Genomic DNA, 20,140 nt, shown 5'->3' on the forward strand with positions numbered 1-20,140 from the left:
AAAAACTAAGAAGGTTGTCATAATAGTATACGCTGTTTCATAGCAAGATGCAGGGGCTAGATTTAAGGATGCCTTCCATAACTCAGCAATGGAAAAACAAACTTCACGTAAGTAGAAGAATCGGTTTTTTCGTAAAATAGACGGGATGTTGTTAAATATTATCTAATAGGTATTGTTTCCAGTTCAACCGTAGTTGAATTTTCGACCTATTTCAATTTATCACTCCACTAGGATCTGGCGTATTTTAGTTAGATAAGTAAGCGATTATTATTAATCGATAAGTTTGTTAACTTTCACCCTGTTAATATGCCTTTTCAATCAAAATAAATAAAATGAATCCTTTTTCAATTTTGAATCCTCTATATAGAAGTAAATAACATTTAAAAAGGAGAGCTCATTTATGTTAAACCTAAAGCGAAATTTACAAAATAGGCAACGTTTTTTTCGTTTGATTTTATCTATTATTATAGGCTTAATTACAACTTATTTTATATATTCAATTATTTTAAAAATTACGATATTTATTATCGTATTGATATTTGCAAGTACTGCTTTAATCGGATTTTGTCCGATGAGGACAATAATCAATCGAATCAAAATGGATAAATTGAAATGATTAAAAATACTGAACACCTTATTCAAGCTGCTCGTTCTGGTGATAAGCAGGCATTATCCGAATTACTTATTGTATGCCAAACGGATATTAAAAGATTTGCCAGACGGACGTGCTCAACAAGCGAAGATGTCGAAGATGCCGTTCAAATTGCACTATGGCAGCTACATAGAAAAATAGGAACACTTAAAACCATAGCGACCTTTGCAAGTTGGCTGTTTAGAATTATAGAGCGCGAATGTTATCGTCTGTTCAAAGCCAGACACACGACAAAAACAGATGATGATGTAAATTTGGATGATATCCACTCGCCAATAATAGATATAGATCTACGTATTGATTTAATAAATTTAATTATTAGGTTACCTCCGATATATCGCCAGATATTAATCATGCGGGATATTGAAGAATTTACAGCGCCAGAAGTCGCTAAAAAACTTGGTATTAGTATTGAAGCGGTAAAAAGTAGGCTTCATCGTGCGAGGATTATCATAAAAGAAGAATTAGACGCTAGGAGTATTTAAATAACTACCCAGTATTAATACATTGTCAGGTTTCTATTACTTTATTCGAGTAAAGTTTAGTCACAATTATACTAGTTTATTAATAATGCCCCCTATTATTAATCGAATCTTACTTATCGGCGTAATAAACGATTAAGTGTAGTTTTATTTGTTTGTTGATAAGTTTGATAAAAAATTAATCCATAAATATTTTTAACATTAACATTCAAAGAGGTCAAAATGAGCCATTATCAATCACCGAGTGATTTTCAATATATCCCATCGTTGTTAAATTTAGCCCCACAAGAGACAAAAGCATTTATCGATTTTGATCATGCAATAAAACGAAAAGATGGCAATATTCCAGAAAAAACACGTGAATTTATTGCATTAGCGGTTGCATTAACAACGCAATGTGCTTATTGCATCGAAGTTCACACTAAAGCAGCAAAGCATGCAGGAGCCCAAAAGGAGGAATTAGCAGAATTGATTTCAATTGCAGCAGCAGTAAGGGCAGGAGCTACAATGGGGCATGGACTTTTAGCACTGAGGCTGTTTAGTGAAACTGATAATTTAATTACTAAGGAATAATTTATTAACTTTCGCCCTGTTAATATGCCTTTTCAATCAAAATAAAGATTAACTATCGACTCGAGATAGCATTATTAGGCAAATAAAGATTAATGCCATCCCGAGCCAGCCGATATAATCTAATTTTTCCCCGACAAGAAAAATAGCAAAAGCCGCTGCAACTAATGGCTCAAATAGTGTCAAAGTGATTGCTTTACTTGCAGAAATCGTTTTAAGTCCATAGCCAAATAGAACATAGCCTAAAAACATAGGAATTAACATCATATAACCTAACACATAGATATTTATGGCTGTATCAAATATATTTGTTCCAGTGTAAAAAAGTGTTGGTAATAAAAATAGTGCACCAAAGCCAAAAATAAGCCCCATTGATGCTTTAGCGTCAATACCTTGATCAATTAATTTTTTAGCTGCCCATGAGTATAGGGAATAAGTTAATCCAGCAATAATACCTAAAACAATACCAATAATTTTTAAGTGATCTTGAGGATCGTCTAACATACGAGAATGTGTACCGCCCATTGAGAGTAAAATAACGCCTGTTACACCTAAAATAAAGCAGATAAACCACATTATTGAAAGATGCTTTTTATCAAAAAATTTTTCCAATAATGCAGTGAATAACGGCGCGGTTCCAATAGAAACAACGGTTCCAATTGTGATCCCAGCTAAATGCATAGATGAATAAAACGCTAACGGATAAATAGCAACAGAAAGTACTCCAATTACAAGATATAAATAATGATTTTTTATGCCACTAAAATGGTGAATTATATTTTTTCTTGCCAGTAATGCTTGTAATAACCCGCCTCCGCCCATAGCAACAGCGCCAATAGTAAGAGGACTTAAATCAGGTGCGAATGAGGCCGCAGTGCCAGTTGTTCCCCACAGAAAAGCAGCCATCAGAACCGCAATAAAACCATAAGCGGAATCCATTTTGATTGATAATTTCATTGGTTAATGTCTTGTTCAAGGATATTTAAGGTGATGTTTTTTGCTAATAGAATTTTATGACTAGAACCTTCCAATCCGGCTCTTACTATCGCGCCTTCGAGTAGAAAAGAGAGCATTAATGCTAACTCTTTTATCTTGTTTTGGTTTGTAATTATTTTTGATAAGTGAGTTGCAATGATCTCTTCAACTTCATCCTTGTGCATTTTAACCGCTAATCGTTCAGGGCTATTTGCAGAAAATTCTGCCGCCGCATTAAGTAATCCGCATCCTCTAAAACCTTTTTCATAAGCAAATTCAGCATGATCTTGATATGCATCAAAAACAGCTAAGATCGCATCTATCGGTGTGTTAGTTTTAATATATCTCTTGTTGTATAATCCTAACCATTCTTGATGTCGCTGATAAATATACGACGTTATAAGTTCAGACTTTGTCGAAAAATTATTATACAACGACATTTTAGCAACACCTGCTTTTTCAGTAATTGCGTTGATCCCAGTGTTTGCGATCCCATCGTTATAAAATAATTCAGCTGCAGAATTTAAAATTTTTTTCTTTACCGATTTATTACTCATATTCAAACCATATTTATATAGACCGACCTACCTATTATAATGAAGTAAATATATTTTAAATGCAAGACATAAAAAAACCGACCATTAGGTCGGTTTAATCATGCTAATAGTCATTACTGCTTAGCAACAATATTATCATTAACAAAATCAAGGTAGATCTTTTTACCCGGAATAAGCTGCCCTGATAATATTTGCTGAGCAAGTGGATTTTCAATCTCTTGCTGTATTGCACGTTTTAATGGCCTTGCGCCGTACAGTGGATCAAAACCTGCTTTGGCGATATGCTCAAGTGCATTATCTGAAATTTCCATTTCATAACCTCGCTCTTCAAGGCGTTTATCAACTCTTGCCAATTGAATCTTCGCAATCGCTTTGATATTTTCTTGGCCTAGCGGATGAAATACCACCGTTTCATCGATACGGTTGATAAATTCAGGCCTAAAATGTTTAGTCACAACGGTCATCACTAACGCTTTCATTTCATCATAAGTTAGCTCAACTTGGCCTTGAACCAAATCAGAACCTAAATTTGATGTCATGATAATGACGGTATTACGAAAATCAACCGTTCTACCTTGACCATCAGTTAAGCGCCCATCATCTAACACTTGCAATAAAATATTAAATACATCTGGATGCGCTTTTTCAACTTCATCAAGTAAAATCACTGAATATGGTCTACGTCTTACCGCTTCCGTTAAGTAGCCACCTTCTTCATAACCAACATAACCAGGAGGTGCACCAATTAAACGTGCTACTGAGTGTTTTTCCATAAATTCAGACATATCAATACGTACCATCGCATCTTCACTATCAAACATAAAGTTAGCCAGTGATTTACAAAGCTCGGTCTTACCAACTCCTGTTGGTCCTAAAAATAGGAACGAACCAATCGGTTTGTTTGGATCAGAAAGCCCAGCCCGACTACGTCGGATCGCATTAGCAACCGCAACAACCGCTTCATTTTGGCCAATGACTCGTTTGTGTAATGCCTCTTCCATATGCAATAATTTGTCTTTTTCACTCTCTAACATTCTTGAAACGGGAATACCTGTAGCTTTTGCAAGTACTTCAGCAATTTCATGATCAGTCACTTTATTGCGCAGTAACTTCATGGTTTTACCTTCAAGCTGCGTTGCTTGAGCGAGTTTTTTCTCTAGCTCTGGAATTTTACCGTATTGCAGTTCAGACATTTTATTTAAATCACCAGCACGGCGCGCTTGCTCTAACTCAGTTCGCGCTTTTTCCAATTCTGCTTTAATTGTTTGAGTGCCAGAAACAGCAGCCTTCTCTGACTTCCATTCTTCCTCAAGTGAAGCATATTCCTTTTCTTTCTCAAAGAGCTCCTCATTGAGCATCTCAAGACGCTTTTTGCTCGCATCATCGGTCTCCTTCTTGAGCGCTTGTTGCTCGAGTTTTAACTGAATAATTCGTCTGTCTAATCTATCTAATGACTCAGGTTTTGAGTCCATTTGCATCCGAATACTTGACGCCGCTTCATCGATTAAATCAATCGCTTTATCCGGTAACATTCTATCTGAAATATAACGATGCGATAACGTCGCTGCAGCAACAATTGCCGGATCGGTTATTTGTACATGGTGATGTAGCTCATAACGCTCTTTTAATCCACGCAAAATAGCAATAGTGTCTTCAACAGTTGGCTCAGCAACATACACTTTTTGGAAACGGCGTTCTAACGCAGGATCTTTTTCAATATATTGACGATATTCATCTAACGTTGTTGCCCCAACGCAGTGAAGCTCACCGCGCGCAAGCGCAGGTTTTAACATATTACCCGCATCCATCGCGCCGTCACTTTTACCGGCGCCAACCATGGTATGGATTTCATCAATAAAAAGAATAATATTGCCTTCTTCTTTTGAAATATCTTTTAATACCGCTTTTAAGCGCTCTTCAAATTCACCTCGGTATTTTGCGCCGGCAATTAATGCGCCCATATCAAGTGACATTACACGTTTATTACGTAATCCTTCTGGCACTTCATGGTTTACAATACGCTGCGCGAGGCCTTCAACAATGGCGGTTTTACCAACGCCTGGCTCACCAATTAATACGGGATTATTTTTAGTTCTACGCTGTAATACTTGAATTGTACGACGAATTTCTTCATCACGGCCAATCACCGGATCAAGCTTACCTTGCTCTGCTCTTTCTGTTAAATCAATGGTATATTTTTTTAGCGCATCTCGCTGATCTTCGGCACCGGCATCATTCACGTTATCACTTCCTCTTACTTGGTTAACTGCATGAGTAAATTTATCTTTAGTAATTCCTGATTTTTTCAAAATATCAGCAATCATGCCCTTATCATCTAAGGCTGCTAAAATAAATAATTCAGATGAAATATAACTATCTCCACCTTTTTGGGCTAATTTATCGCATAAATTAAGCACCCGAACAAAATCTTGTGATGGTAAAACTTCACCGCCAATACCTTGCACTTGTGGCAATTTATCGATTGCTTGCGTTAATTCACGTGATAATAAGTTGAGGTTCGCACCAGCAGAGGCAAGTAGTGGCTTAACGCTACTACTTTCCTGATTTAGCATCGCAGCAAGTACATGGACTGGCTCGATATATTGATTATCTTTACCTAAAGCCATTGACTGAGCATCAGCCAATGCTTGTTGAAACTTGTTAGTTAATTTATCTAACCGCATATTTAATCTCTCCTTGGCAATAATTTGGTTTAATTATTTCAAATAGTTAAACCTTTGCATTGATAATTAGATATGTTCACTTAATTAAATTTCAAGTGTTTGTCAATAATTTTTTATCTATGTAATTAATTCATTGTTTTATTTATATAATATATAACTATAATGGTAGGATATAAAATGTAGATTCATAAATAATGGTTTTATCCACCAATGATAAGGAGAAGATAAGTCATGCAAAATTATCTTATCAAGTTACTCAATCAATACAATGTGCAGTTTTCTCAATATATTGCACTAGGTTTAATTCTGTGCTTAATTATTTTTATTGCCGTTATTGTGCATCTCGTTGTCCACCGGATATTGCTCAAAAATTTTAGCCATAATCATACAGGTAAAAACTGGGGACGGTATTTTATTGAGCATAAAGTATTTAACCGCCTTGCGTATGTACTACAAGGTTTATTAGTCTATATGCAAGCAAGGCTCTGGTTAAATGATGATGAGTTATTACAAGAAATACTCATTGTTGCTTCACAAATTTGGATATTAATTTCAATTACTTTATCGCTATTTTCATTTTTAGATACTGGCCTTAGTATTTCACAGCGTAATGGATTAGTAAAAAGACTGCCGATCCGCGGCGTGATCCAAAGTATTAAAATTATCATGTCGATTTTAATGACTATTTTAACCATTTCATTATTAATCGATCGCTCACCGTTATTACTGCTTAGTGGACTTGGAGCAATGACGGCAGTGTTAATGTTAATATTTAAAGATCCTTTATTAGGACTCGTTGCTGGGATCCAACTTTCAGCAAATAAAATGCTTAATGTTGGTGACTGGCTTGAAATGCCTAAATATGGCGCTGATGGTGATGTAATCGATATTAACTTGACCACCGTTAAAGTACAAAACTGGGATAAAACAATTACGACAATCCCAACTTATGCATTGATTTCAGATTCATTTAAAAACTGGCAAGGTATGACAGATTCTGGAAGTCGCCGCATAAAAAGAAGCATTTATATTGACACAACTAGCGTTCATTTTTTAAATGCTAAAGCCTGCGAAAAACTGAAAAAATCACAGCTGATTGCCCCTTATATTGAAGATAAACTTGCCGAAATAACGCGTTATAATGATAGTAATCATATAAATGTTGATGATGAAATCAATGCAAGGCGTTTAACCAATTTAGGGACTTTTCGCGCATATTTAGAAGCCTTCATTCGTAATAATCCACAAATCAATAAAGAGATGACCTTGATGGTGCGTCAATTATCACCAACCTCAAATGGCTTACCTCTCGAAATTTATGCCTTTACAAATACCACTCAGTGGGCTGTTTATGAAAATATTCAAGCCGATATTTTTGATCATATTTTTGCTATTATTTCAGAATTTGGCCTACGTATTCATCAAACGCCAACTGGCTATGATATCGGTAAATTAGGTAGCGCACTTAAGCATTAACAGCGGTTGTGGCGTCAATAAAAAGGCGCCTTTTTATGATAATTTCACTTCACAAAATAGATATTCTCATTAAAATATGCACCACAAAATATAACTATTATACTAAAAAGATTTTATATGCTAAAAAAATACCTATTCATTTTTTTATTTTTATCTCCTCTATCAGCATTTGCTAACGACAATGATACAAGTTGGTGGCAAGGCATAAAAAATTCATTGTCTGATACATGGAACTCTAATACTTATGAGCTCTATGTTCCGGTTAACACTTGGCATAATCGCGCCACTTACGATAAAGATAAAATCGATGGGTATAATGAAAGGCCATGGGGCATTGGCGCGGGTGTTTATCGTTTTGACCAAGATGGTGATTGGCATGCGCTTTATATTATGGAGTTTCAAGACTCACATAATGTTATAGAGCCTATTGGCGGTTATGCTTACCAAACTTATTGGCGGCCGGGTAACAGTGATAAATGGCGAATTGGTATTGGTTATACGCTAAGCATTACGGCACGTAAAGATTATAATTGGATCCCTTTTCCTGCACCATTACCGTTATTTTCTGTCGAATATGATCGTTTATCAGTACAAAGCGCTTATGTCCCTGGCGTGAAAAGAAACACCGGTAATATTTTATTTACTTGGCTAAGATGGCAACTTTAATCATAAAAAAAGCGACGTTTATGTCGCTTTTTTTTTCACGTTTAATCACCAAAATACTGGTCGCTACCATCATCACCTGGTTTACTGCCATCAGGTAATGAGCGCGTTCTATCGATAGGAATATATGATCCTCTAGGCGTTTCTATCTGGCATTCACTAAGGTAAATAGAGTATTTGGTATTTGCTTTCATACTCACACCTCTAAAATAACATTGTGTTGCATGATATAAATGCGTCCAACATAGGATAATAATTAGCAACCATACACAAACAATTGCTAATGAAACCCACTTTAATTGACGCCAAATAAAGGACCAAAAACCGACCTTACGTACGTGACAATATACAACAATTGCAATGACAACAGCTAGAAAACCTAATACTTCATAAAGCCAAAATAACCACATTTTCAAGCTCCTCGCTTTAACAAATTTAAGCTATTCTAGCTCAAGTTATCAATAATTACATCCATGTTCCATTACGAATAACACCAACGGCTAATCCTTCAATAGAAAAATCTTGTATTTGTAGATCGACATCAATCGGTGAAAACTCAGCATTTTCAGCAATTAGCCGAACTTTTGTGCCTTTCTTTTCTAAGCGTTTTACCGTTACTTCTTCACCAATTCGAGCAACCACGACTTGACCATTAGTTGCATCTTGTGTTTTATGTACCGCAAGTAAATCACCATCTAAAATACCGATATCCTTCATTGACATACCATTAACGCGTAATAAAAAATCAGCATTTGGTTTAAATAAGCTAGGATCAACTTGATAGCGGCCTTCAATATGTTCTTGCGCTAAAATCGGCGAACCAGCAGCAACCCTGCCAATAAGCGGTAAACCGTCTTCAGCTTCATCTTCAAGCAGTAAACGAATGCCCCTAGACGATCCAGCAATCATTTCAATTGCACCTTTACGCGCTAAAGCTTTAAGGTGTTCTTCTGCGGCATTAGCTGAGCGAAAGCCTAATTGTGCTGCGATTTCCGCTCGAGTAGGTGGCATTCCCGTTGCCTGAATATGGGACCGAATTAAATCATAAATCTGTTGTTGCCGCTCTGTAAGTGGTTTCATCTTTTATTTTCCTGTTTTTTTATACAGATTATGTGATTATATACAGTTAAATTGGAAAAACCAGTATTTTTATAAAATTGTGATGCCAGCAGGCGCCCTATTAATCAAATAGGGCATAAAATCTTAAGCTTTTGCGCCATCTTTATGCTTGATGGCTGAAGATATGGCGCCAATAAAAACAACATCACTCGATGAATTAAGTGCTGTTTCGACCGAATCTTGGATCACACCAAGCGTTAAGCCAATTGCGATAACTTTGATCGAAATTTCATTTGGAATACCAAACATGCTACAAGCAACGGGGATAAGTAATAGGGAGCCACCAGCAATACCCGATGCGCCACAGGCACACACTGATGAGACAATGCACAGCAATACCGCTGAATAAATATCAACAGAAATCCCCATTGAATAAACCGTTGCAAGTGTTAATACCGTTATCGTAACCGCTGCGCCAGACATATTAATCGCCGCGCCCAGTGGCACTGCTACGGAATAAGTGTCTTCATGCATTTTTAATTTTTTACAAATTTCCATATTAACCGGAATATTAGCCGCTGAGCTACGCGTGAAGAAGGCTGGAATAGCGCTATCTTTTAACGAAATGAAAACTAAAGGATAAGGATTTTTACGCATGACTAAAAATGCGAGTAATGGATTAATGACTAAAGCAACAATTAACATACAGCTGACTAATACTAATAATAGGTGTGCATAATTAGCTAATTCACCAAAGCCTGTTTCAGCAAGTGTTGATGCAACAAGGCCTAAAATACCTAAAGGGGCAAAGCGAATAATAATTCTAACAATAAACGAAATAGCATACGATAAATCAGCCATCATAATTTTGGTACTGCTACTTGCATGGCGCAATGCTAAGCCAATTCCAACCCCCCAAATAATTAATCCAATATAGTTTGCTTGCACAAGTGCATTCACTGGATTATCAATCATTCGGCTTAATAAGGTGGTTAAGATTTCTTGTACGCCACTAGGTGGGCTTAACCCTATTTCTTGGATATTTTCAGCAAGCGTTATTTTCGATGGGAATAAAAAACTCGCAAACGTTGCTAAAAGTGCCGCTGACATCATGCCGACAAAATATAAGATCATCAATATATTAATGTTTGATTTTTTACCATGTTGATGATTAGCAATTGACGAGACAACAAGGACTAATACCAGTAATGGCGCTACTGATTTTAATGCATTAATAAAAAGCTGCCCAAGTACTCCAACACTCATTGCCGCATCTTTCGATACCATCGCAAGCGTTATTCCTAATATTAACCCTAATAAAATTTGGGGAATGAGCCCAATTTTAAAATAGAAGCGAATTATTGGGTGTTGACGATGCGGCATGATATTTTCCTAATAGATGAAATAAGGCGAAACTTTATCATTATAGGCATCATTTTTATAGAAAATAATAATAAGCATAACGTTTTTTTATATGTCGATAAATACACATTATTTCTGGTTATGAGAAATAACAGGTCAAAAACGTCATCGTACGTCTCAAAAAAGTAAAAAATTTAATCGCTATTTTAATCATGATTTTTGTTATTTTTTGTTATTTTTTGTTTTGCTTTTGCTTTGCAGGCTAAACAATGATTTTCATCACACCCCACGCTAATAAATCAATTTATGATTAAGCTAAATAAAAAGGGTAAGAATATGTTAAAAATAGAAAGAAAAACTAACATACTGAATTTTCTTAAAAAACAAAAAATTGTTCAGGTTAAAAAATTATCAGAACAATTAAACGTGACGAAAGAAACAATTCGCAATGATTTATCCGAATTAGAAAATGAAGGTTACGTCAAAAGGCATCATGGCGGCGCAATACTCAATTCTCAAATTTTTGATTCAATGTCATTACAAGATTTAATTAATTACCCTCAATTAAACGAACAATCTATTAATACTGAAAGGCTAAAGAATATGCATAATCACGTTTTTATTTTGGGCTCATTTAATGTTGATATTACCAATGTTGTGCCACATCTTCCCGCTCCCGGGGAGTCAATACTCGCATCGCACTCCTCTTTTTCACCGGGTGGTAAAGGTGCTAATCAAGCATTAGCGGCGAGTTGCTCACAAGCAGATGTCTATTTTGTAACTAAAATAGGCCAAGATGAGTTTAATCATTATGCCAAACGGTATTTTGAAAATTCAAAAATTAGTAATTACAAATTATTTGAATCAACAAAAAGTAAAACTGGCTGCGCCGTTATATTGGTATCTAATGAGTCAGGCGAAAATTGTATCGCTATATCGCCAGGTGCAAACATGGAAATTACGAATAGTGAAGTTGACTACCTTGAAGATGAAATAAAAAATGCAAGTGTAATTTTATTACAACTTGAAACAAATACTAGCGCAATAAAACGCGCAATTGATATTGCCAAGAAGAATGATGTAAAAGTTGTTCTAAACCCTGCACCTTATAATGATTCGTTACTTAATTTGCTTTCTGATATCGATATCATCACACCAAATGAAACAGAAGCCACATTGATTTCAAACGTTTCGATCAACGATTTAGAAAGCGCAAAAAGAGCAGCGAAAAAAATTTACGCAATGGGGGTAAACGTTGTCATTATTACATTAGGTTCTAAAGGTGCGTTATGTTTTGATGGTGAGCAATTTATTTTATCACCGGCGTACCCAGCTATTGTTAAAAATACCTCTGGAGCTGGCGATGCTTTTAATGGCGCGTTTGCCTCTTCTTTAGCTCAAGGTAAAGCTTTACTTTATTCATTACAGTATGCATCGGCTTTTGCTTCATTATCAGTTGAAACAGACTGCGCATCTAGCATGCCTAATCATCAAATGGTATTAGATCGAATTAACCAAAACATAAACAAAATTATCCCTAAAACCTTTATTTAAAGTAAGGAGTAAAACATGAAAATTTTATTTATTGGCGAATCATGGCACATTCATATGATCCATACCAAAGGCTACGACAGTTTTACCTCTAGTCGGTATGAAGAAGGTGCTACGTTTTTATTAGATTGTTTAAAAAAAGCAAGCGTTGATATCACGTATATGCCGGCTCATCAAGTGTTAATCGAGTTTCCAACAACATTACAAGAGTTAAATCAATTTGATTCTATTGTGATAAGCGATATAGGTAGTAATACCTTTTTGCTACCCAATAAAACGTTTTATGGCTTAGAAAAAACACCTAACGCCCTCAATCTTATTAAAGCCTATGTTCAAAATGGCGGCGGGCTATTAATGATCGGCGGTTACCTTACGTTTATGGGCATTGAAGGGAAAGGTAACTGGCGTAATTCTCAGCTTGCTGAGGCGTTACCGGTTGAAATGTTAGCTTATGATGATCGTATTGAGTGCCCTGAAGGCGTTACGCCGAAGGCACTATTAAGCAATCACTCTTTGTTAGCCGGCATTAACAATGATTGGCCCGTATTTTTAGGTTATAACAAAGTTATGGCCAAAGAAAATACCGAAACCGTTGTTGATATCAATGGCGACCCTTTGATTGTCCTTGGTAACTATCAACAAGGTAAAGTCGCTTGTTTTACAAGTGATTGTGCACCTCATTGGGGAAGCCCCCAATTTTTACAATGGGAAAGTTATACCAAGCTATGGCTAAATATTTTACAAGCTATTAGTAAAACAAATTAAATGTACGATTAGGGGCCAAAATGAAAAAGAAAAACACCTTAACAATACCTTTTTTAATGCTTGCGACAATTGGGGCAGGAATGCTCTCGCCAATGCAATCAGCGGTTAATGGTAAGCTTGGAGAATACGTTCAAGATGGTAATTTATGTGCCGTCATCTCATTTGCTAGTGGATTAGTTGTCATGTTTGCAATTATCATAAGTAATAAAACCTACCGCAAACAGATCTCCTCTATCCCTTCTTTAATAAAAAAGAGAAAAGTGCCTTTATGGAACTGGTTTGCCGGCCTGTGTGGGGCAATGGTGGTATTTTCAGAAGGTGCTAGTGCAAGTTATTTAGGCATTGCAACATTCCAAACTTCATTAATTTGTGCCATGTTACTGTCGGGCTTACTTTGTGATCGCTTTGGGATTGGCGTACCAGAAAAAAGGCCATTTACTTTGCTGCGGATCTCTGGTGCCATTTTTGCATTAATTGCAACGTTACTCGTTGTTTCCCCACAATGGAATACTCCCCATATGTTGTTACTTGCAATTTTACCTTTTTTAGCCGGTTTACTCGCAGGCTGGCAACCCGCAGGTAATGCAACCATTGCTGAAACAACAGGCTCAACGATAGTTTCAATTACGTGGAATTTTATCGTTGGCTTTACCGCCTTAACAATTATGTTGTGTATTCGCATTTTACTCGGTAAGGCAAGCTTAGTTTTACCTGATATTTGGTGGATGTATTTAGGCGGCCCACTTGGCCTTATGTCAATTGCATTGATGGCCATTCTTGTAAGAGGCTTAGGTTTGTTATTACTTGGCGTTGCGTCAACAGCAGGCCAATTAGTTGGCTCTGTATTGATTGATCTATTAATTCCAGCACTTGGCAATGCGGTATATACCGTCACAATCATTGGTACTTTAGTCGCTTTATTCGGTGCCATAATAACCTCAATCCCAGATAAAAAACAAAACTAGTGTTGGACATTTGATAAGGAAAAAATAATGACTCAATATGTACAAACAATTTTAGGGCCAGTTGCAAAATCTGAGTTAGGGATAATCTTACCTCACGAACATTTATTTAACGATTTATCATCGGTTGTCGATGAGCCTTTTCACCGTTTTTCCAATGAAATTTGTGCTCAAGCCGTCTCACCAAGTATTCAGTGGGCGTTAAAACAAGATCCCTATTGTTGCTCGGATAATATGGCTAAAAAAGAGATTGCGAATGTGATTGATGAAGTTGATAACTTTAAAAAATTTGGTGGTAAAACAATTGTTGATGCTACTGGCTCAGCATCAATTGGCCGCGATATTGAAAGTATGAAAATCGTCGCCGAAAAAACGGGCATTAATATCGTTGCATCAACCGGACTATATCTAGAAAAATTTGAGCAAGAGAGGATAACTCGCCCCATTGAAATGATTGCTAAAGAAATTGATAACGATTTGAGGGTTGGTATCGAAGGCAGTCATATTAAAGCAGGATTAATTGGCGAAATCGGCATTTCACCAAATTTTACTTTAAATGAAAAAAACAGCCTAATTGCAGCAGGCCTTGCTCAGCTTAATAATCAACACATCGCAATTAATGTTCATTTACCCGGTTGGTTAAGGGTTGCCCACCAAGTACTTGATATTCTAATTAAAGATGTTGGCGTTAATCCACAAAAAATATCGCTTGCTCACTGCGATCCATCGGGTAGTGATTATGATTATCAAAAATCACTGCTCGATCGCGGTGTCTGGTTAGAATTTGATATGATTGGCTTGGATATCACCTTTCCAAAAGAAGGGGTTTCACCAACCGTTAATCAAACTCTTGAGGCTGTATATAACTTGATAACGTCAGGATATCAAAACCAACTATTATTAAGTCATGATCTTTTTTTAAAGCAAATGTGGGCAAAAAATGGCGGTAATGGCTGGGCTTTTGTCCCTAATGTATTTTTATCTCTATTAGAAAACAGGGGGATTTTACCATCAATGACCAACGCATTATGTACCACAAATCCTGCAAATTTATTAGCATAATAGGTTAGTAACCTCGTTCGCCTAATCTATTTTTTCAACTAAACACTTTGATATAGTTTTTTTCTATATCAAAGTATAATTATTATCAATTTGATAATAATGCCCTAGCCTTTATAATTAATCTCATCTAGACGGCTAAATTTGTCAATTACTGAATTTGAAAAGGAATATTCCATGAGTACATACCCTATTTTTCGTGCAGACCATGTTGGTAGCTTTCTACGCCCAAAATATCTGCTTGATGCACGTGAACAATTTGCGATTAAACAAATTTCATTTGAACAATTACGGGCAATTGAAGACAAAGCGATTGCTGAAATTGTAAAATTTCAAGAAGATGTCGGTATTCGTAGCGTGACTGATGGGGAATTTCGACGTACTTATTTTCACTTAGATTTTTTACAACAACTTGGCGGCGTTACAACTGATGCACCAGGAACCTTAATTGATAGCGATGGTAAAGAAAAATTATTACCACCCAATATCCGCGTAACGGGTAAAGTTAAACATATTAATGATATTCAGCTTGCTGATTTTAATTACCTAAAGAGTCAAGCAAATACACTATCTGTACCAAAAGTAACCATTCCCTCACCAACTATGCTGCATTTTCGCGGTGGACGCGCTGGTATTGATGAAAAAGCCTATCCCGTTCTTGAACCTGAATTTTATAACGATGTGGCTAAAGCCTATGCACTTGAACTTGAATCACTCTATAACGCAGGTTGTCGTCATGTACAAATGGATGATACTAATCTTGCCTACCTTTGTGATGAAAAAATGCGTGATGCGGCTCGCAAACGGGGCGATGATCCAAACCAATTACCGTTTAAATATGCAGAGTTCATTAATAAAGTGGTTGATTTAAAACCAAAAGGATTAATTCTATCAATTCACCTATGCCGCGGTAATTTTAAAAGCACCTTTGCAGCTAGTGGTAACTATGGGCCAGTTGCGCAGGCACTGCTTAGTGAAATGAAATTAGATGGTTATTTTTTAGAGTACGATGATGAAAGAAGCGGCGGCTTTGAACCTCTCAAATATTTACCCAAAGGTAAAATTGCTATTTTAGGTCTTATTTCAAGTAAATTTGCCCAGTTAGAAAACCCGGATGATATTAAGCGCCGTATTGATGAAGCAGCAAAATTTGCGCCACTTGAGCAATTAGCACTGTCACCGCAATGTGGCTTTAGTAGTACAGTACATGGTAACAATATCACGCTTGATGATCAGCGCGCTAAATTAAAGCTAACCGTTGATATAGCCAAGGATGTTTGGGGCTCAACTGAGATTAACTAAGCGCTAATTATTAATAATATATTTTTGCCACTTTAAAAAAGAGATTTAACGATGAATACCAGCGAAATAAAGCAGATTATTTACCACAATAAAATGACTAATTTTCAGATCTTTGCGGTAGCAGTTTGTGTACTTATTAGCTTAATTGATGGTTTTGATGTATTAACTATTGCCTTTGTTGGCCCAGTTATCTCAGCGCAGTGGCAACTTAGCGCTGAACAATTGGGTATTTTATTTAGCGCAGGGCTTGCTGGTATGGTGGTAGGTGCGCTTATCATATCGCCTTTTGCCGATAAATTTGGCCGGCGCTTTATTATTTTATGCTGCTTAGTTATCTTAACTGTTGGTATGTTTTCAGCTGGTTTTGCAAATAATCATTCACAATTAGTGATTGCACGTATTTTTACTGGCCTTGGGATGGGCGCGATATTACCCGGTATTAATACCGTTGTCGCTGAGTATTCATCTAATCGTTATCGATCACTAGCGATTAGTATCATGGCCGCAGGTTATACTGTTGGCGCACTGATCGGCGGTATGATCGCCATATATGTAATAAACTATTTTGGTTGGCAGTATGTGTTTTTTTTGGGTGGCTTATTTTCTGCGTTGTTGATCCCAGTCGTATTTTATCAATTGCCTGAATCCCTCGATTTTATTTTAACTCAAAAAAGCCATAATCGACTTGCTAAACTTAATCAGCTACTGACTAAATTAGGCTTAACTCATTGTGCTGATTTCCCAAAATTAGATCAGGCTGCCCCTAAAAAAGCGAGCAATTTAAGCCTACTGCTGAGCGCCAAAATGCTTAAAGCAACCATTTTACTATGCATTAGTAACTTTATGTTGATGTGTTCGTTCTACTTTTTAGCGAACTGGACTCCAAAAATTTTGGTCAGTTTGGGCTATTCAACGGACTTAAGTATCAGCGGTTCACTGATTATGAATATTTTTGGTATTATTGGCGGCTTATTACTAGGCTGGTTGTCAAAAAAATACTCGGTTCAAAAAGTGACTTCACTTATGTTAATCGCGGCCTTTATTGTGGTTATCACATTTGGTTTTAGTAACAATTATTTACCGTTACTATTTGTCTTAATCGCTTTTATTGGTTTTACCATTTTTGGCGCCATGGCCGGATTATATGCAACTGCGCCGGCAATATTTCCCCCTCAAATTAGGGCAACAGGCACTGGCCTTGTGTTAGGGCTTGCCCGCCTTGGCGCAACGCTTGGTCCTTATGTAGCTGGATTGTTGATTGCAGCTGAACTACCTCGTGGCCATTACTTTTTTATTTTGGCCCTGCCGCTGTTAGTTGCAGCAGCTTGTGTATTTATTATTAAACCTTATCAGCAGCAATAAGTCCGTTAAGTTTACCCACGTTATTATGCGGTAAACTTAACATATTAATGATAATTTTAATAAACGATTAATTGATTATCTGTATTTTTGAGTCCGCGAATCATTAATCACGCCTTGATAATTTAAGCCGTAAGCAAAATCATATAGATTACCCGCTTCATCAACATAAGGCTTAAGATCTCGAGCCACATCTTCTAACTGCGCTTCAACGGTATCCATATTAAGAGGATATTGTAATGGCAATAAGCCACTTGGTTCATAATTACCGACAATAATATCAAAATAGGCTTTATCATCGACAGAAAAACCAGTCAAAATAGCATCGCTATTGCCTTCAAATTCCGCAACAATCACTGGATTTTTAGCCTTTAAGGCAACGACCACTGGGATCGTTTTACCTGTTGCTTTTTTTATCTCATTGGCTTTTTGATGGGCGTTTTCAAATGCCGTTAAATCATATTCATTACTAATGTCAGATGTTTGCCCAAAATAAGATCGGTTTTCTTTGGTTCCGTCTTGGTTGATATTACCACTAATCGATGCTTTGCGAACCGACTCACCATTTGCAATATAAGGACGGTATTGTAATGATATTGGATAAAATGAGCCATCTTCTCTTTGCCCGGCATGATTGAAATTCCCTCCGCTATCAGGGCTATTCATACCAATAATAATCAAATCAACATTGCTTAGATCCGGCGTTTCAAATCCAGTCACTTCACCTTTATCATTTAAAATCGCTTTATCAGTTAACACGGTTTTAAAATAAGCCTTTGCTCTATCAATATCCATGGTTGGATCGCTAGTTGTATAGGCTTCACCAAAAACAGTTTTAAATTGATTATGAATTGAACTTGGTATATAAACCGTTTTATTTTTATAGCTAGCCTCGTTATCTACCGCTTTAATGGTGTTATTGCGATTTTTAAGCATCACGATCGATTTTAATTGTGCATCGTAGCCAGCTTTTACTTTATCAGGGCTAGCAACAATTTTTTCAGATTCAGATAACACTAAATAAGGATTTTCAAAAAGCCCTGTTTCAAACATGAGTTTAGAAATTCGCTTACCACTTTGCTTAAATCGTTCATCAGCTGAAATCGCATTTTTACCAGCTTCATAATCGCGTTGCCATAAATCGTAAGCTGCTAATACCGGTTTTTTATCATTGTTACCACCGAACATGTCGGTGCCATTTTGTAAAATAGCATAATGCCGTTCATCAACCGTTTTATCTTCAGCGCCCCACGCCATGCCCAACTTTAATTTATTATCTGGATCGCTACTCACTTTGGTAACCGACCAGTCAGTACTAATAACGCCGTCATAACCTAATTTTTGACGCAATAAATCGAGCCGACCTTTATCATAAGAGGTTCCAACAGCATCTTCAAACAGCGGCTTACCATCAGCGCCAATTGCTATTGAGTAAGATGTCATTACCGATGCAGCCTCTTTTGTTTTACCTTTTAGATGAAAGGCGCCATCAACAAAAGATGTCAAATGACCATTGAAATTATTGCCTGGGTAAACAGCGTATTTACCACTTTCCATATGTGATTCTCGGCCGCTTTCGCCCATCCCTTCACCCGGAAAATGTTTTACCATGGTAATAATCGATTCTTTTCCCCACCCGGTATCATTACCATCAATGAAAGTGGATTGCGCTGCATCAATATAAGCGCTTGTCATATCAACCGTTAGCTGCGCACTTTCCCCCATTGTGCCATCCGTTCGCAACCAACGAGGATCGGTTGCTAAATCGATTTGCGGAGCAAGTGAGGTGCTAATGCCCAGTGCACGAAACTCTTGTGACATGATGTTGGCAAATTGTGACATCACATTAGGATCAAACGTTGCAGCTATACCAAGTGTCGATGGCCACCTTGATATATCATCGCCTTTAGCATTATATTGTGCATCAGATCCGGCAATATGACGCGGATCGGAGCTGAAGTTAACTGGAATAACTTTTTTACCCTCTTTAACAAAGCTTTCAACATAAGCCTGCATCTCATTGTTCCAAAGTACGGTGGCTTTTACATCATTTTTTCCCTCATTTAATACATTACGTAAGTTATCATTTTGCAAATATTTTTTTTGCTCGTCTGTTAAGCCATATTCTGGGTTTCGCTCATGATCGCTAAATAACATTAAACCCGCAATTTCATCTTTACTTAATGCATTAGCCAAATCAGTGGCGCGATCATCGGCACTTAATCGCCAGTCTTCCCACGGATCAAGTTGACCATTACCGTTCATATCTTTAAATGCATAAATTGACCCATCTTTAGCTTGAACTTCAATGAGATTTATACCGCCCTCTTTTGTCATGCCAAGCACCGCGCCATTATTAGGATTATGCACGAGTATTAAGGTGATATTACCGACTTTTTTTTCTTCGATTGTATATTTATTATGTGAGAGTTTTTGGGTAAAAGCGCTATTTGAAACGAGCATTAAGCTGATTAATATTGATAAAGGAAAAATTATTTTTTTCATCATACTTCCTCATATTATATATTTCATTTAAATAAATTAGCTAAGATAAACGGGTTTATAAACAAAAAGGTGCGTTTGATAACGTGTAATGACTCTTATTAAAATTATGTTGTTTGTAACATTGCTTGATAAGCATTTTAATAAAAATGGTTGGATA

General features: G+C 36.7%; 17 protein-coding genes. 10 read left to right on the forward strand and 7 right to left on the reverse strand.

Going from position 1 to position 20,140, the window contains the following annotated elements; translation table 11 throughout:
- Positions 1-612 precede the first annotated feature (612 nt).
- Positions 613-1,137, forward strand: coding sequence for an RNA polymerase sigma factor (locus RHO14_10070; protein WVD70698.1), 525 nt, complete (start codon positions 613-615; stop codon positions 1,135-1,137).
- A 219-nt stretch (positions 1,138-1,356) separates the two neighbouring features.
- Complete coding sequence (locus tag RHO14_10075; GenBank protein ID WVD70699.1) at positions 1,357-1,707, forward strand: carboxymuconolactone decarboxylase family protein; 351 nt, start codon at positions 1,357-1,359, stop codon at positions 1,705-1,707.
- Between the two features lie 48 nt (positions 1,708-1,755).
- On the opposite strand, the gene RHO14_10080 is transcribed toward RHO14_10075, so the two are convergent.
- The 3 genes from RHO14_10080 to clpB all read right to left on the reverse strand — a co-directional run bounded on the left by RHO14_10080 (position 1,756) and on the right by clpB (position 5,920).
- Positions 1,756-2,661 carry an EamA family transporter gene (locus tag RHO14_10080; protein ID WVD70700.1) on the reverse strand — a complete coding sequence of 302 codons (906 nt, stop codon included), beginning with the start codon at positions 2,659-2,661 and terminating at the stop codon, positions 1,756-1,758.
- Positions 2,658-3,236 (reverse strand): TetR/AcrR family transcriptional regulator, encoded by a 579-nt coding sequence (locus RHO14_10085; GenBank protein WVD70701.1) that lies wholly within the window; start codon positions 3,234-3,236, stop codon positions 2,658-2,660. Before RHO14_10085 ends, RHO14_10080 begins: the two co-directional genes overlap by 4 nt.
- 113 nt (positions 3,237-3,349) lie before the next feature.
- Positions 3,350-5,920: an ATP-dependent chaperone ClpB gene (gene clpB, locus RHO14_10090; protein WVD70702.1), complete on the reverse strand. Its 2,571-nt coding sequence runs from the start codon at positions 5,918-5,920 to the stop codon at positions 3,350-3,352.
- Positions 5,921-6,151: 231 nt separating this feature from the next.
- Here clpB and RHO14_10095 point away from each other — a divergent pair, with 231 nt between their 5' ends.
- A complete protein-coding gene (locus RHO14_10095; protein WVD70703.1) occupies positions 6,152-7,396 on the forward strand; it encodes a mechanosensitive ion channel in 1,245 nt (414 codons plus the stop codon).
- A 117-nt stretch (positions 7,397-7,513) separates the two neighbouring features.
- On the forward strand, positions 7,514-8,062 hold the full coding sequence (gene pagP, locus RHO14_10100; protein ID WVD70704.1) for a lipid IV(A) palmitoyltransferase PagP: 549 nt from the start codon (positions 7,514-7,516) through the stop codon (positions 8,060-8,062).
- Between the two features lie 41 nt (positions 8,063-8,103).
- On the opposite strand, the gene RHO14_10105 is transcribed toward pagP, so the two are convergent.
- The 3 genes from RHO14_10105 to sstT all read right to left on the reverse strand — a co-directional run bounded on the left by RHO14_10105 (position 8,104) and on the right by sstT (position 10,501).
- Complete coding sequence (locus RHO14_10105; GenBank protein ID WVD70705.1) at positions 8,104-8,469, reverse strand: hypothetical protein; 366 nt, start codon at positions 8,467-8,469, stop codon at positions 8,104-8,106.
- A 55-nt stretch (positions 8,470-8,524) separates the two neighbouring features.
- On the reverse strand, positions 8,525-9,139 hold the full coding sequence (gene lexA / locus RHO14_10110; protein ID WVD70706.1) for a transcriptional repressor LexA: 615 nt from the start codon (positions 9,137-9,139) through the stop codon (positions 8,525-8,527).
- A gap of 123 nt (positions 9,140-9,262) precedes the next feature.
- Positions 9,263-10,501, reverse strand: coding sequence for a serine/threonine transporter SstT (gene sstT / locus RHO14_10115; protein ID WVD70707.1), 1,239 nt, complete (start codon positions 10,499-10,501; stop codon positions 9,263-9,265).
- A gap of 315 nt (positions 10,502-10,816) precedes the next feature.
- Here sstT and RHO14_10120 point away from each other — a divergent pair, with 315 nt between their 5' ends.
- The 6 genes from RHO14_10120 (at position 10,817) to RHO14_10145 (ending at position 17,481) form a co-directional block, all read left to right on the forward strand.
- Complete coding sequence (locus RHO14_10120; GenBank protein WVD70708.1) at positions 10,817-12,034, forward strand: PfkB family carbohydrate kinase; 1,218 nt, start codon at positions 10,817-10,819, stop codon at positions 12,032-12,034.
- Between the two features lie 15 nt (positions 12,035-12,049).
- Positions 12,050-12,796: a glutamine amidotransferase gene (locus RHO14_10125; protein ID WVD70709.1), complete on the forward strand. Its 747-nt coding sequence runs from the start codon at positions 12,050-12,052 to the stop codon at positions 12,794-12,796.
- 20 nt (positions 12,797-12,816) lie between these two features.
- Entirely contained in the window at positions 12,817-13,761 is a 945-nt protein-coding gene (locus RHO14_10130) for a DMT family transporter (protein ID WVD70710.1), read from the forward strand.
- Between the two features lie 27 nt (positions 13,762-13,788).
- Positions 13,789-14,820 carry a hypothetical protein gene (locus RHO14_10135; GenBank protein WVD70711.1) on the forward strand — a complete coding sequence of 344 codons (1,032 nt, stop codon included), beginning with the start codon at positions 13,789-13,791 and terminating at the stop codon, positions 14,818-14,820.
- A gap of 174 nt (positions 14,821-14,994) precedes the next feature.
- The gene (locus tag RHO14_10140; protein ID WVD70712.1) at positions 14,995-16,119 is read left to right on the forward strand and encodes a 5-methyltetrahydropteroyltriglutamate--homocysteine S-methyltransferase; all 1,125 of its coding nucleotides are present in this window, start codon (positions 14,995-14,997) and stop codon (positions 16,117-16,119) included.
- A 51-nt stretch (positions 16,120-16,170) separates the two neighbouring features.
- Positions 16,171-17,481, forward strand: coding sequence for an MFS transporter (locus RHO14_10145; GenBank protein ID WVD70713.1), 1,311 nt, complete (start codon positions 16,171-16,173; stop codon positions 17,479-17,481).
- A gap of 75 nt (positions 17,482-17,556) precedes the next feature.
- On the opposite strand, the gene RHO14_10150 is transcribed toward RHO14_10145, so the two are convergent.
- On the reverse strand, positions 17,557-19,983 hold the full coding sequence (locus tag RHO14_10150; protein ID WVD70714.1) for a glycoside hydrolase family 3 N-terminal domain-containing protein: 2,427 nt from the start codon (positions 19,981-19,983) through the stop codon (positions 17,557-17,559).
- Positions 19,984-20,140: the final 157 nt, after the last annotated feature.

It is taken from the genome of Orbaceae bacterium lpD04, assembly GCA_036251935.1.
Classification (GTDB): domain Bacteria; phylum Pseudomonadota; class Gammaproteobacteria; order Enterobacterales; family Orbaceae; genus Orbus; species Orbus wheelerorum.